Genomic DNA, 14744 nt, shown 5'->3' with positions numbered 1-14744 from the left:
GCCCGGATACATGGTGAAGCCGATGGCCGAGCAGCCGAGCCTGAGCGCGTCCTCGACCGAGGCGGTGACCGCCTGGTCTTTCGATGTCGCCAGGCTGTTCGAGTTGTTGGCCTTGAGGATCGTCGGGATCGCGCCGGCAAAGGTATCGGCGCCGGCTTCCAGAAACCCGAGCGGCGCGGCATAGGCGTTAAGCCCGGCATCGATCGCGAGTTGGTAGTGGTAGTGGGGGTCATAGGCGGGCGGGTTTTTGGCAAAGCTGCGCGCCGGACCATGCTCCCATCCCTGGTCGACAGGCAGGATCACGACGTGGCCGGAACCGCCCAGGCGGCCATGCATCAGAATACGCGCAATGTTGGCCTTCACGCCCGGCGTTTCGCCTTCGTAATAGGAAAGGATCTGCTTGACGCGACGCGTAATCTTCATGGTTTCCGTCCCCGATCTTCACCGTTTTGGCGCTCGCTGCTGGATAGCCCACGGCACCGGCCAATGCAACGGGGCTCAGGGAGGAATCAGGCCTTTCAAGGCGGTCCGGGGATCGTCTGTCTCGCCGAGATCGATGGCGGGAGGGCGCGACCGGTTAAGCGTGCCGCCAAGCTGTGTGATCATGTCGTCGATCTTGTCGAGCATGGCCTTGTCGCCGCTCATCAGGATGTGCCGCCAGCCGGTACGGATGGCCGCCATGGCAAAGCCCGCGTCGTCGCCGCAGTCGATATGAACGTCTAACCCATCATCGCGCGCCGGCGCGGTCATCGTCCAAAGATAGGCAACCCCTGCATAGGCCTGGGCGCCAGGCGCCGTCAGCACGAGGGGTCGGGCGGTACCGGTGATCTCAACGACAAGGCGCACATGCTCCGCCGTGTGCACGATCACAGCCATGCAGGACTCGATGGCCATAATTAAGAAACATATTCCTTTACAAATAAAAGAGGATTGTCATGATGAACCGTCAGGAGGGACCTGTCATGACACTGCCCGTCCATCATCGTTATGTGCCCTACGCCGAAGCCGCCAAGGTCGACAACATCGTGGTTGACGGCGGCGCCAACGAACACACGGCGCTGGCGCTGTCGCACTGGCCGAAGAGCGGCACGCCGAATGCGCTGAAAGCCGACACCTCGGTCGAAATCGTCTACCGCTATCTCGATGACGCGTCGGCCCACAAACCGGTCGAGGTCGTCACCAACGACCACTTCGACGAAGATGGTCTGATCGCGCTGTTTGTGATCATCGACCCGGAAACGGCGCTCGCCAACCGCGAGCTCTTGTGTGATGCGTCCCATGCCGGCGATTTCGCGACCTATCGCTCGCGCCAGGCGGCGCGCATTGCGTTCACGTTCGCGGCGCTGGCCAACAAAGAAACGTCGACCCTGCCGCCGGAGGCATTCCCCGACGACTACATGGCGCTATGCGCCGAGCTCTATACGCGCCTTATCCCGATGGTCGCGGACGTTGCGGTCAACACCGATGATTACCGCAGTCTCTGGCAGGCCGAAGAAGCATTGCTGGATGATAGCGAGGCGGGAATCGAGCGCGGCGAGATCAAGCTCGAAGAACACAAGGACGCCGATCTCGTCGTCGTGCGCATTCCCGCGACGTGGCGCGAAAGGCCGGCACACCAGTTCACCCAGGATCGTCAGGTTTTGTGCCATCCAATGGCCATTCACAACCGGACCCCGTGCAATCGTGTCGCGACGGTGTGCGGCCAGCGTTTGTGGTTTGGTTATCGTTACGAGAGCTGGGTGCAGAAGGTCAACGATCCGCCGCCTGCGCGCCGCGATCTCAAGGCATTGGCGGAGACATTGACGGCAATGGAGGGTGGCGCCGCCACCTGGCAGTTTGATGGCGTGGAACAAATCACGCCGGCGCTGCACTTGACCAATGCGGTCGAAAGCACGATCGATCCCGATCAGTTCGTGACGCTGATTGCCGATGCGCTGACAACGGGCGCGCCGGCCTGGGACCCCTACGACTGACGCCGGTCAGGTAAGCGGATACGCCGTCGATGTCGCGCCGATCATGAACGCCGCCACGGACGGCGCCGGAAAACGACGGCTCAGTCTGATCGCCGTCGTCTCGTCGATGGCGGTGACGAGCCTGATCTACGGTTTCAGCTACCCGCTTCTGGCGTTGATCCTGGAAAGGCAGGGCGTCGACGATACGGTTATCGGCCTGAACACGGCCGCGCAGGGGCTCGCCGTCTTCGCGGTGGCGCCGATCGCGTCGCGGGTCATCACCCGTCTCGGCCCGGCCCGCCTGATGGTGATGTCGGTGGCTCTAAGCCTGGCGCTGTTCCTGCTCCTGCCCGTCTTTCCGAACGTCTACGCCTGGTTCCTGATCCGCTTTCTGCTGGGTTCCGCCAACGCGTTTCTATGGATCGCCGGCGAAGTCTGGGTCAACGAGATTGCCGAGGAACGCTCGCGCGGCCGTATCGTGGGTTTGTACAGCGCCGCGCTGGCCGGCGGCTTCGCGCTAGGACCGCTGGTGCTGGCGCAATCCGGCAGCGAGGGCTGGCTGCCCTTCATCCTGGCCGCGTCCTTGATCGCGGTTTCAGCGATACCCCTGTTGTTCGCGCAATCGGTCGCGCCGGTCATGCATGGCAAAACGTCGGCGCGCCTCTTCATGTTCCTGCTGCTGGCGCCGGCGGCGATGTTGGCCAATTTCACCGCCGCCGCCGTCGACAGCGTCCTGATCACCTTTCTGCCGCTCTATGCCATTGACCGAGGTCTGATGGAGGATCTCGCGCTCTATATGATCGTCGCGATGGGTGTCGGGGGTATCGCCTGCCAGGTACCGATCGGCTGGCTGGCCGATCACATGGACCGTCGCCTTTTGCTCGCGGTCAGCGTCTTTGTCGTCGCGGTCGTTTTTGCCGCGCTGCCGCTTGTGGCTGCTGCCATACCCTGGAACTGGCTCTTCATGTTTGTTGTCGGCGGCATCCTCGGCAGTTTCTACACGCTGGGCCTGGTGCTGTTGGGCGAGCAGTTTCGCGGTGCCGATCTGGCGGCCTCCACCGCCGTCTTCAGTTCCATGTGGGGCATCGGCAGCATTGTCGGTCCGCCGGTCGCCGGTGCCGTCATGGATCTGTTGCCGCCCCACGGTCTGCCGATCGCGGTTGTCGGCCTGCTGCTGATTTACCTGCCGTTTCCGATCGTCTCGTTCATGAGACGCCGGAAGGCCGGCGACGAAAACGACGAGACCGGAACCTAGGCGGCGGATTGCGTCGCTGACGCGAAACGGAAGGTTCGGAACGGCGTGATCGAGGCCGGACCCGCGGCAAGGTGTAGCGCCGGCGGCTCGTCAAGCTGATAGACCGCCGTGCCGGCTGTGTAGCTCGTGGCATCCCGGTTGTCGGGGTCGAGCCGGCGCGCGATCGGGAAGCGCCCGTCGTCCTCCGACGCAAGCGCCGCCTTGACGTCGTCGAGGCTGGCCGGACGCCCGAGTTCACCAAAACGCTGCGCCATTGTGGCGAAGCGGGTCACCGTGTTGTCGTCCAAGCCCTCGGGATCGCGGTTGCTTCTCGCCAGACGATCCTGGAAGTGGCCGGTATCGTCGTTGCTGAGCGGATGGTTGGTGTGCCAAAGGCGGGCGCCGCCATCGTCGGGCGTATAGGCCGCGACGCTCGAACCCGAGCATTCCAACGAGACGACCTTGCCGGAACTGCCGATGACGTAGTTCTGGCCCGACGCATGCTTGATCTGACGCACGAAGGCGGCCGCCTCATCCACGTCGCGGCGGGCGAGTACGCCGCGTACGACGGCCGCCACGGGCAGACCATCGTCACTGTGATCAAGCTGCAGAAGCGCGTTGCAGCAGATGCCGACGCCATGGCTATTCATGCCGAGCAGGCCGAGATAACCGGCGAAGGTGAAGATGAAGGTCTCCGACCCGTCCTCCTCGCGCACGTGAAGCAGGGCCTGCAAGCCTTCCGACCAGGACTCGATGTCCATGGTCTGGCCGACAAGCGTCGCGTCGCCGGCTTCGCCGAATGCGGTGCAGCCCTTGCCCTGGGCCGTGATCGCCTTTGCCTCGACGTCGGCCTTGCGCTCCTGGTCGAACCACCATTGTTCGTCGCCGAACTGGATGGCCAGGATCTCGCGCTCCGCCTGGCCGGCGCCCTCGGCGATGCCCTCGATCTCATCCATCAGCCCCGGCGTCCAGCGCTCGAGCGCGGCCGGAAAGCGGTTGGCGTTCAGGAAGGCGTCGATGAAACCATCGACATCGGGGTCGTAGTCTGCCGCGATGGACTCACGCCAACGCGCGACCGTCTCGGTGATCGATGGGCGCAGCGCCTCGCCATGCGCTTGACCGCGTTGGCGCGCTGTGCCCTTGATCTCGACAACCGGCATGTTGGCTGTATCCACGATCGCCTCCTTAGCGGCATGCGTGCCGCGCTCTTGGCGCCACGGCGCGGTTGCGGCACGACCATCAAGTGATCGCGAAGTGTCTTTCACCAGACGACGTGATGTCGAGTCCGTTGCGGTTACGTTGCGCCGGAGGGACGCGGCTTACGCGCTGACCAGCGCCGCAACGCCGGGCAGCTCCTTGCCTTCCAGCCATTCCAGGAACGCGCCGCCGGCAGTCGAAACATAGCTAAAGTCCTGAAGCACGCCGGCATGGGCCAAGGCGGCGACCGTGTCGCCGCCGCCGGCGACAGAGAGCAGCTTACCTGCTTTTGTCAGTTCGGCGGCCGCCTGGGCAACGCGGTTGGTGCCGTGGTCGAAACCTTCCAGTTCGAAGGCGCCGATGGGGCCGTTCCAGACGAGGGTGCGGCAGTCCGCGAGGCGGCAGGCCAGGACCTCCGCGCTCTTCGGGCCGACATCCAGGATCATGGCATCGCCCGTTACGTCGGCGACACCGACGACGGTTGACGGTGCGCCGGATTCGAACTTGGTCGCCGTCACCGCATCGTTCGGTAACACGATCTCGCATCCCGCGTCCTTGGCGCGTGCCAGAACGTCGCGGGCGGTGTCGGCCATGTCGCGTTCGCACAACGACGCGCCGACCTCGACACCTTGCGCGAACAGGAACGTGTTCGCCATGCCACCGCCGATCGCGAGCAAATCGACCCGGCCGACCAGGTTGGCCAGCAGATCAAGCTTGGTGGAGACTTTGGCGCCGCCGACCACTGCCGCCACCGGGTGTTCGGGGTTGCCGAGCGCCTTATCGAGCGCGTCCAGCTCTTCCTGCATCAACCGCCCGGCCGCGGCAGGCAGCCGCTCGGCCAGCCCAACGACCGAAGCATGGGCGCGGTGGGCCGCGGAGAAGGCGTCGTTCGTATAGAGGTCGCCGAGCGCAGCCAGCGCGTCGCCGAAAGCCGGGTCGTTGGCTTCCTCGCCGCCGTGAAAGCGCAGGTTTTCGAGGAGCAGGACATCGCCGTCCTGCAAGCCGGCGACGGCTGCAGCTGCCGTCTCGCCAATGCATTTGCCCGCAAAGGCGACCGGCTTGCCGAGCGCGTCGGCAAGCGGATGCTGAAGCGGCGCGAGCGACATGTCGGGAACGACCTTGCCTTTGGGCCGGCCGAAGTGGCTGAGCAGGATCACGCGGGCGCCGCGGTCGGCGAGGTCGCGGATGGTGGGGACCGCGCGTTCGATGCGGGTGGCGTCGGTCACCCGGCCGTCGGCCATCGGTACGTTGAGATCGAGGCGTACGAGGACGCGCTTCCCGGCGACGTCCAGGTCGTCGAGGGTGCGGTACGCAGTCATGGCGGCGTCGTGCGGCTTAGAGCAGCTTGCCCATGGCGACGGCAGTGTCGCTCATGCGGTTGGAGAAACCCCATTCGTTGTCGTACCAGGCGAGGACGCGCACGAAGCTGCCGTCGATCACTTTGGTCTCGGTCAGATCGAAGGTCGAGCTGGCCGGACTGTGGTTGAAGTCGACGGAGACAAGTGGCGCGTCGTTGACGTCGAGGACACCCTTCAGCTTGCCCTCGGCCGCCTTGATCATGGCGTTGTTGATTTCTTCGCCCGTGGTCTTGCGTTTGGCTTCGACCTTGAAGTCGATCAGGCTGACGTTGGGTGTCGGCACGCGCACCGAGGTGCCGTCCAGTTTGCCGGCGAGCTGGGGCAGGACAAGGCCGACCGCCTTGGCGGCACCGGTCGACGTCGGGATCATCGAGACCGAGGCGGCGCGGGCCCGGCGCGGGTCCTTGTGCAGGGTGTCGACCGTGCGCTGATCGCCGGTGAAGGCGTGGATCGTTGTCATGAAGCCGTGTTTGATGCCGACCGCCTTGTCCAGAACCATGGCGACCGGAGCCAGGCAGTTGGTCGTGCACGAGGCGTTGGAGACGACCTTGTGGCTCTTGCGCAGCTTGTTGGAGTTGACGCCGTAGACGACGGTCAGGTCGGCGTCGGCGCAAGGGGCTGAGACCAGGACCTTCTTGGCACCGGCATCCAGATGCATCGACGCCTTTTCCTTGGTCGCGAAGATGCCGGTGCATTCAAGCGCGATGTCGACGCCCAGGCTGTCCCAGGGCAAGGCCGAGGGATCGCGCTCGGAAAACACGCGCACGCTTTTGCCGCCGACGCGGATCGACCGCGAGCTCGCCGAGACCTTGCCCGGGAACCGGCCGTGCACGGTGTCATACGCCAGCAGGTGCGCGTTGTCGGCCGGTGAGCCCAGATCGTTGATGGCGACGAACTCGATGTCCTTGCGGCCGGATTCCATGGCGGCGCGAAACACCAGGCGGCCGATGCGGCCAAACCCGTTAATGGCGACACGAACGGTCATGCTGATCTCCCGATGGCGGTAAGGCGTTGCGCGCGTCGGCGCGACTTGATGGCGCCTTCCTAGCCAGCGCCGTGCGGCAGGTCAACGACAATGGGCGCGGCCTCAAGCGAGCATGGTCGGCGCGCTGCCAAAGGGTATTGTTTGTTATATCATAACATGCCATGGATGCTGAGAATTCAGGGAGCTGACGTACAACCATGAGAAACTATCTGCTAAGCGGTGTAGCCGCGCTTTGCCTCGTTCCGGCTGCTGCTGTCAGAGCCGCGGACGCACCCAACGTGGTGGTCTCGATCCAGCCGATCCATTCGCTCGTCGCCGGCGTGATGGACGGTGTCGGCGAGCCCGCGCTGATCGTGCGCGGCGCCGGATCGCCCCATGCCTACGCGCTCAAGCCGTCGGAAGCGGAAGCATTGCAACAGGCCGATCTCGTGGTTTGGGTCGGCGAAAATCTGGAGTCTTTCCTGGTCGACGCCATTCCGAACCTGGCGACCAATGCACATGTGGTGGAACTGGTCGAAACGCCCGGTGTTATGACGCTGGAGTATCGCGAAGGCGACAACTGGGAGGATCACGCCCACGACGACCATGACGATCATGCGGAGCACGATGATCACGACGATCATGCGGAGCACGACGATCACGACGATCATGACCACGACGATCATGCGGAGCACGACGATCATGACCATGACGATCATGCCGAACACGACGATCATGATGATCACGACGAGCATGGCGAACATGACCATGACGATCACGGCCATGACGATCATGCCGAACACGATGACCACGATGGTCACGACGACCACGCTCACGAAGGCGCCGACGCCCACATTTGGCTCGATCCCGACAACGCCAAGGCGATTGTCACGATTGTCGTCGATGAACTGGTCGAGATGGATCCCGACAACGCCGCGGCCTATCAGGCCAATGGCGATCGGTTAACGGGCGAGATTGATGCGATGTCTGCCGAGATTGCCGCCAAGCTTGAGCCGGTCGGCGATCGGCCCTACCTGGTGTTCCACGATGCCTATCAGTATTTCGGCGATCATTTCGGGGCGGACGCCGTGGGCTCGGTGGTCGTCTCTCCGGAACGCCAGCCGGGCGCCGCGCGCATCGCGGCGATCCAGGATCGTCTGGCCGATGAGGAGATTGTCTGCGTGTTCCGCGAGCCGCAGTTCTCGCCGCGCGTCATCGACACCATCATCGAGGGCACAGATGTCAGGGTCGGCGTTCTCGACCCGTTGGGCGCGGAGTATGAGCCGGGTCCAGCGCTCTACGGTCAGCTGATGAACGGCATCGCCGACGGCCTGGTCGATTGCCTGGTCGAGGGGTAGAGCAGCTGCGCTTTAGCGTTTCGCGTCAGACGCGCTGCTTGACCGCCGCGACCACCGCGTCGGCGGTGATGCCGAAGTGGTTGTAGAGGTCGCCGGCCGGCGCTGAGGCGCCGAAGCCGGTCATGCCGACAAAACCGCCGTCGCCGCCCAGGATCTCCTGCCAGCCAAAGCCGGAGGCGGCTTCGACGCCAACCTTGGCAACGCCGTTGCCCATGACGCCGTCGCGGTAGGCGGCGTCCTGATCGGCGAACAGCTCCCAGCATGGCATGGAGACGACCCGGGTGCCGATGCCGTCGGCCTCCAGGCTGTCGCGAGCGTCGCAGGCCAACGAGACCTCCGAACCGGTCGCGACGATGGTCGCCTTGTGATCGCCGCCTTCGGCCCGCAGCACATAGCCGCCGCGCGCGCAAGGATTGTCGTCGCTGGGTTCAAGGCGCAGTTGCGGCACGCCCTGGCGGGTTAATGCCAGAACCGAAGGGGTCTTGGCCGCCCCAAGCGCGACCTGCCAGCACTCCAGTGTCTCGACCACATCGGCCGGGCGGAACACGTTGAGGTTCGGCATGGCGCGCAGCGACGCCAGGTGCTCGACCGGCTGATGGGTCGGCCCGTCCTCGCCAAGGCCGATCGAGTCGTGGGTCATGACGTAGATGACCCGCTGTTCCATCAACGCGGCAAGCCGGATCGACGGGCGGCAATAGTCGGTGAACACCAGGAACGTGCCGCCATAAGGGATGATACCGCGATGCAGCGCCATGCCGGACATGGCGGCGGCCATGGCATGCTCACGTACGCCGTAGCGCACGTAGCGACCGGCGAAGTCGCCGGGGGCGATGTCCTTCATGTTGCCGGTACGCGTGTTGTTGGAGCCCGTCAGGTCGGCTGAGCCGCCGATCATTTCTGGGGCGGCCGGAATCAGAACGTTCAGCGCCAGCTCGCTCGCCTTGCGGGTCGCGACCTTCTGCGGCTCGGCCATCAGGTCCTTCTTGTAGGCCGCGACGGCCTTGGCGATGTCGCCCGGCAGGTCGCCGGCGATGCGCCGGTCGAACTCGTGGCGCAGCGCGGCGCTGGTGCCGTCATGGGTTTTCAGCCATGCCGTCCGCGCTTCTGCGCCTCGGGCGCCTGCCTTGCGCCATGCCTGGACGACCGCATGGGGAATGTCGAACGGTTCATGCGGCCAACCGAGTTCGTCCCGGGTGGCGGCGACCTCGTCGTGACCAAGCGCCGCGCCGTGGGTCGCGGCGGTGCCCTGTTTGTTGGGAGCGCCGTATCCGATAATCGAGCGGCAGGCGATCAGGCTCGGCTCACTAGTCTTCTGGGCCGCCTCGATGGCCGCGGCGACTGCATCGTTGTCGTGGCCGTCGACCGCCATGGTGTCCCAGCCATAGGCATCGAAGCGCTGCAGCGTATCGTCGGATTCGGCGAGCGAGGTCGGCCCGTCGATCGAGATCTCGTTGTCGTCGAACAGCACGATCAGCTTGCCGAGCTTGAGATGGCCGGCCATGGAGGCAGCCTCGTGGCTGATGCCTTCCATCAGGCAGCCGTCGCCGGCGATGACATAGGTGTAGTGGTCGACGAGATCGGAAAACTCGGCGGCCATGATGCGTTCGCCAAGTGCCATGCCAACGGCGTTCGCGAAACCCTGGCCGAGCGGACCGGTGGTTGTCTCAATACCGGCGGCGTGGCCGAACTCAGGATGGCCAGCCGTCTTGCTGCCGAGCTGACGGAAGTTGCGCAGCTCGTCCATCGTCATGTCCTGATAGCCGGTCAGGTGCAGGAGCGCATAAAGCAACATCGAGCCGTGGCCGGCCGATAGGATGAAGCGGTCGCGGTCAGGCCATTCGGGCGCGCCGGCGTCGAACTTCAGGAACCGGGTGAACAGCACGGTCGCAACATCGGCCATGCCCATGGGCATGCCGGGATGGCCGCTATTGGCCTTCTGCACGGCGTCCATGGCCAGCGCCCGGATCGCGTTGGCCATGTCGCGTTCCGAAACCTGGCTTGTGGATTCGCGCGTCATTCGATGGATGTCCCGAAAGAAAAAACCGCCGCGATTGGCGCCGGTCGAAAGCGGGCGCAACATGGCGTCACCGGCCCAGAGCGTCAACCGACTTATCCCGCGCAAGACCCGCATTTCAGGGGCGGTCGATAGGGATCACCAGGTACTTTATCGGCACGCGATAAGGCGCTATGGTAGAAAGCCAAGGCAACGTATTGAAAAGTGCCGCAAATGACGGTTGAGGACACCGCCCTTAGAAAGCTGGAACGTGCGATCACCCACCTTGAGGCCGCGCTGACGGAGCGTGCGCAACAAGGAGGCGACGCCAAGCTTGGGCAGATCGAACAGGAAAACGAGCAGCTTCGCGCCGCGTTGAGCGAGGCCAAGGCCGCCCGCGCGGATCTTGAAGGCCGGGTGCGCGATGCCGGCAAGCAGATCGACGGCGCGATCAACGACCTGCGCACCGTGCTTGGCGCCTGACATGGCTCAGATACAGGTCATCATTAACGGGCGCGCGTACTCCGTCTCCTGCGGCGATGGCGAGGAGCAGCGGATCGAACAGCTCGCCGCCTATGTCGACAGCAAGATCGCCGGCCTGAAGGGTTCGCTCGGCAATCTCGGCGACCAGCGGTTGCTGGTCCTGGCGGCGCTGGTGATCTCTGACGAGCTGTGGGAAGCCCGTGAAACCGCCGGTCAGCCGGTCGTCGATCAGGTCTCGGAAACCCGCGCCGCGGCGATCGAAAATCTGGCCGGGCGCATCGAGGCGCTTGCGGGCCACCTGGAGAGCCACTAACTAACATAGCTTGGACGGGCGCTGCGCGGTGCGATGGCCGTATCCGTTCCCTGGGGCCAATGCGCTTTCACTGGGAGCTGTCTCTGTCGGGGGTCTTGCCCTCGTTACGCGGCGCCCACCTGCTGATGCAGGCCACAGTGGAAGGTAGACTGCGGTTGCCGGCCGAGGCGGCCCCGTCCAGACCGATCCGGGGGCTATGGACGTCAAGAAGCAAAAAAAGCTCATGCGCGCCGAAGCGCGCGCGCGCCGCGCCGAGGCTCATAGCCGCCAAGCCGGCGCGACGGAGCGTGCGCTCGGACACTTTCAGGACGCCATAGGTTTTCCCAACGGTGCCGTCGTGTCGGGCTACTTGCCGGTCGACGACGAGTTTGACGTCGTGCCGTTTCTCGCCGCCGCCAACCAGCATGGCTGCGCGACCGGACTGCCGTTTGTGCCGGGCAAGGCCGAGCCCCTGGTGTTCCGCGCCTGGGCGCCCGGCGACCCGCTGGTCGACGGTGCGCTCAACATCCCGGTGCCGCCCGATGACGCGCCGGTCGTCGCGCCCACCTTGCTGCTGGTGCCGATGCTAGCCTTTGACTCCGTCGGCTACCGCCTGGGTTACGGCGGCGGCTTCTATGACAGAACGTTATCGTTGCTGAAGGCGTCCAACTCGTCGACGCTGGCGGTCGGCGTTGCCTATGCGGCGCAGCGGGTCGATGCGGTGCCCCGCAATCACTTCGATCAACCGCTGGATTGGATCGTTACCGAGGAGGGCGCGACGGCGTTCGAGCGAGCATGATTTGTCCCGATCCCAACGAGCCTGCCGTCATCACCGACTTCCCCTGCGCGATCAAAGAGATCGAGCACCAGTGGATACCGATGGGCGACGGTGTTCGTCTGTCCGCGCGCATCTGGCTGCCCGACGACGCCGAGACCGATCCGGTGCCGGCGATCCTGGAATACATCCCCTACCGCAAGCGCGACGGCACGCGCGGCTGGGACGATCCGCGCCACGCCTATTGGGCGGGCCACGGTTACGCGTCGATCCGTCTCGACATTCGCGGCACCGGTGAATCGGAAGGCCTGATTACCGACGAATACACCCTGCAGGAACAGGACGACGCGGTCGAGGCGATCGCCTGGATCGCCGCGCAGCCCTGGTGCACGGGCAATGTCGGCATGACCGGCATCTCCTGGGGCGGATTCAACAGCCTGCAGGTCGCCGCGCGCCGGCCGCCGGCACTCAAGGCGATCATCACCCACTGCTCGACCGACGACCGGTACGCCGACGACGTGCATTTCATGGGCGGTTGTGTGCTGTCGGACGGCTTCTTTTGGGGCTCGGGCTTCCACATCATCTCGTCCAAGCAACCCGACCCGGCGATCGTCGGCGACGGCTGGCGCGAGGCATGGAAGGTGCGTCTGGAAAACGCCGAACCGGCGCTGACGTCGATCTGGATGCAGCACCAGCGCCGCGACGCCTACTGGAAACACGGCTCGGTGTGCGAGAACTATGACGACATCACCTGCGCGGTTTACGCGGTCGGCGGCTGGAACGACGGATACTCGAACGCGGTTCCGCGGATGCTGGCGAACCTCACGTGCCCGCGCAAAGGTCTGGTCGGGCCGTGGGGACACAAGTACCCGCAGGACGCGATCCCTGCGCCCTCCATCGGCTTCCTGCAGGACTCGCTGCGCTGGTGGGATCACTGGCTGAAGGACCAGGACACCGGCATCATGGACGAGCCGATGTACCGCGTCTGGATGGGCGAACCAGCCAAACCGGAGGCCAGCCAGGCGGTGGTTCCCGGTCGCTGGGTCACCGAGCCGACGTGGCCGTCGCCGAACATCGCGACCGAGACGCTCGCCATCAATGCCGACGGCTTGGCGGATAAGGCGGGCGACGAAGCCGTACTGGAGCACCGCTCGCCGCAGACGGTCGGTGTCGCGGCCGGCGTCTGGTGTCCTTATGGCCTGGGCGGGTCGAGCCCAGATCTGCCGATCGATCAGCGCGAAGACGACGCACGCTCACTCTGTTTCGATGGCGCGCCGCTGGCCGAACCGATCGCCATCATGGGCGCGCCGGTGGTGCGCTTGAAACTCGCCATCGACCGGCCCCAGGGTTTTGTCGCCGTGCGCCTGAACGATGTGCACCCGGACGGTCAGGTGCAGCGGATTACCTTCGGCGTGCTGAACCTGAGCCACCGCAAGAGCCACGAGTTCCCCGAGCCGATGACGCCGGGCGCATTCGACGAGGTCACCGTGCAGCTCAATGACATCGGTCACGTGTTCCGGCCGGGCCACAGGATCCGCGTCGCCATCTCGACAACCTATTGGCCGATGGTCTGGCCATCGCCGGAACCGGTCACCCTTTCACTGGCTGCTGGGACCAGCGCGCTGGTCCTTCCGGTGCGCGGTACCGATACGGACGTCACGGCCTTCCCGGCGCCGCAAATGGCGCCGCTGGTTGAAACGCGGGTCATCGAAGACGGTGCTGGCACGCGCACGGTCGAACGCAATTTGGCGACGGCCGAACAGCTTGTGCGCGTCGTCGAGGATGGCGGCGTCTGGTACCTGGCGCCGGTCGATGTCACCTGCGCCGACGGCGTGACGTGGGAAGCGTGCATCCAGGACGACGACCCCTTAAGCGCGCAGATCACCTATCGCTGGCACAACGGCAGGCGGCGCGACGGCACCGACTATGACGTTGAAACCCGCAGCGCCATGACCATTCATGCGACCGCCAAGGACTTCGTTTTCGCGGCGGACATCGACGCCTTCGATGGCGGCAGGCGCATCTTTTCCCGGCGCTGGGACGAGACCATTCCGCGCGACAACGTGTAGACTGCCGCCGCCCGCATCCATAGGAGTTCTACCATGTCCCGGGAGACCATAACCAACGCGACCGCAGATCGTTTCCGTTATCAGCGCTTGATGGAAACCTTCGACACGCCCGCCGCGCCCGCGTTCGAGGATGCCGGCCAGCAGGAGAAGATCTGGGGCGCCGTCTGGGGCGCAGACAGCGAAGTCGGCACGTTGCGCACCATCCTGGTCCATCGGCCGGGCGACGAGATCAAGCGGGTGACCGAGGACTGGTACGATCCGGAGCTCGAGAGTTACTGCAACCGCGAGGAAGGGATCTGGTGGCGCGGCCGCAACGGTCCCGATCTGCCGGCGATGCAGCAGGCGCACGACCAGTTCACATCCATTCTGCGGGAGAACGGTGTCGAGGTCGCCTATATCCACGAGAACGGCCAGCCGACCAACCGGCCGGTGCCGATCAAGCAGATGTCGCCGCGCGATATCGTCATCGGTGTGCCCGGCGGCGCGATTGTCTGCCGCCCCAACGCCAAGGGACGCCGTGAGGAGAGTTTTTGGGCGGCGCGCCGGGTGATGGAGATGGGTTGCCCGATCATCCGCACGATATCGGGCACCGGCATTGTCGAAGGCGGCAGCTTCATGTGGATCGACGCGAAGACCGCTGCGCTCAGCACCGGCCTTTGCGCCAACCGGGAGGGGGTCGAGCAGGTGCGCGAGGTGCTGGCCCATGTCGGAGTCGATCTGATTACCGTCCAGGTGCCGGGCTATGGCCAACACCTTGACGGCTTTTGCTCGATGATCGACACCGACAAGGCGCTGATCAATCCGACGCTGCTACCCTATGACTTCGTTCAGGTCTTGCAGGAGCGCGGCATCGAGCCGATCGCGCTGTCGCCAGAGGATCCGCCCTTTGCCGTCAATCTGGTGCCGCTTGGGCCGGGCCGCGTGATCGCCAGCGAAATGTCGCCGCGCACCCGCGAAACGCTGGAGGCCCGAGGGGTCGAGGTCATCCAACTTGACTATGAGGCGTGCTGGAGTTCCGGCGGCGGTTTGCGCTGCAACTCCGCGCCGCTTGCCCGCGATTCCGTCTAAC

Annotated in this window: 14 protein-coding genes; 8 read left to right on the top strand and 6 right to left on the bottom strand. The window is 64.9% G+C overall.

What is annotated here, in order from left to right; genetic code table 11:
- On the bottom strand, positions 1-423 hold a 423-nt coding region (locus AAF563_16625), incomplete at its 3' end, for a fructose-bisphosphate aldolase (protein MEM7122908.1).
- A gap of 75 nt (positions 424-498) precedes the next feature.
- Positions 499-876, bottom strand: a complete 378-nt coding sequence (locus AAF563_16620; protein MEM7122907.1) for a hypothetical protein — start codon at positions 874-876, stop codon at positions 499-501.
- Positions 877-962: 86 nt separating this feature from the next.
- On the opposite strand from AAF563_16620, the gene AAF563_16615 reads away from it, so the two are divergent.
- Both AAF563_16615 and AAF563_16610 read left to right on the top strand, forming a co-directional pair.
- Positions 963-1973 carry a DUF6687 family protein gene (locus AAF563_16615; protein ID MEM7122906.1) on the top strand — a complete coding sequence of 337 codons (1011 nt, stop codon included), beginning with the start codon at positions 963-965 and terminating at the stop codon, positions 1971-1973.
- A gap of 43 nt (positions 1974-2016) precedes the next feature.
- The gene (locus AAF563_16610) at positions 2017-3207 is read left to right on the top strand and encodes an MFS transporter (GenBank protein MEM7122905.1); all 1191 of its coding nucleotides are present in this window, start codon (positions 2017-2019) and stop codon (positions 3205-3207) included.
- Here AAF563_16610 and AAF563_16605 read toward each other — a convergent pair.
- From AAF563_16605 to gap, 3 genes are all read right to left on the bottom strand, one after another.
- Positions 3204-4361 carry a C45 family peptidase gene (locus AAF563_16605; GenBank protein MEM7122904.1) on the bottom strand — a complete coding sequence of 386 codons (1158 nt, stop codon included), beginning with the start codon at positions 4359-4361 and terminating at the stop codon, positions 3204-3206. The genes AAF563_16610 and AAF563_16605 overlap by 4 nt on opposite strands.
- Positions 4362-4505: 144 nt before the next feature.
- Positions 4506-5702 carry a phosphoglycerate kinase gene (locus tag AAF563_16600; protein ID MEM7122903.1) on the bottom strand — a complete coding sequence of 399 codons (1197 nt, stop codon included), beginning with the start codon at positions 5700-5702 and terminating at the stop codon, positions 4506-4508.
- Between the two features lie 16 nt (positions 5703-5718).
- Positions 5719-6726, bottom strand: coding sequence for a type I glyceraldehyde-3-phosphate dehydrogenase (gene gap, locus AAF563_16595; GenBank protein MEM7122902.1), 1008 nt, complete (start codon positions 6724-6726; stop codon positions 5719-5721).
- A gap of 197 nt (positions 6727-6923) precedes the next feature.
- Between gap and AAF563_16590 the strand changes: the two genes are divergently transcribed.
- Positions 6924-8063, top strand: a complete 1140-nt coding sequence (locus AAF563_16590) for a zinc ABC transporter substrate-binding protein (protein ID MEM7122901.1) — start codon at positions 6924-6926, stop codon at positions 8061-8063.
- Positions 8064-8088: 25 nt separating this feature from the next.
- Here AAF563_16590 and tkt read toward each other — a convergent pair whose 3' ends face one another.
- A complete protein-coding gene (gene tkt, locus AAF563_16585; protein ID MEM7122900.1) occupies positions 8089-10080 on the bottom strand; it encodes a transketolase in 1992 nt (663 codons plus the stop codon).
- Positions 10081-10290: 210 nt separating this feature from the next.
- Here tkt and AAF563_16580 point away from each other — a divergent pair, with 210 nt between their 5' ends.
- The 5 genes from AAF563_16580 (at position 10291) to AAF563_16560 (ending at position 14743) form a co-directional block, all read left to right on the top strand.
- Complete coding sequence (locus AAF563_16580; protein ID MEM7122899.1) at positions 10291-10539, top strand: hypothetical protein; 249 nt, start codon at positions 10291-10293, stop codon at positions 10537-10539.
- A 1-nt stretch (position 10540) separates the two neighbouring features.
- Entirely contained in the window at positions 10541-10852 is a 312-nt protein-coding gene (locus AAF563_16575) for a cell division protein ZapA (GenBank protein ID MEM7122898.1), read from the top strand.
- Positions 10853-11048: 196 nt separating this feature from the next.
- Entirely contained in the window at positions 11049-11630 is a 582-nt protein-coding gene (locus AAF563_16570; GenBank protein ID MEM7122897.1) for a 5-formyltetrahydrofolate cyclo-ligase, read from the top strand.
- The gene (locus AAF563_16565; protein ID MEM7122896.1) at positions 11627-13675 is read left to right on the top strand and encodes a CocE/NonD family hydrolase; all 2049 of its coding nucleotides are present in this window, start codon (positions 11627-11629) and stop codon (positions 13673-13675) included. The genes AAF563_16570 and AAF563_16565 overlap by 4 nt, the downstream gene beginning before the upstream one ends.
- A gap of 33 nt (positions 13676-13708) precedes the next feature.
- Positions 13709-14743: an arginine deiminase-related protein gene (locus AAF563_16560; GenBank protein ID MEM7122895.1), complete on the top strand. Its 1035-nt coding sequence runs from the start codon at positions 13709-13711 to the stop codon at positions 14741-14743.
- The last annotated feature ends 1 nt before the right edge of the window (position 14744 follow it).

The organism is Pseudomonadota bacterium (assembly GCA_039028155.1).
Taxonomy (GTDB): Bacteria; Pseudomonadota; Alphaproteobacteria; order SP197; family SP197; genus JANQGO01.
Note: the sequence above shows the minus strand (reverse complement) of the source record. Positions and strands in the feature narration are given on the sequence as shown.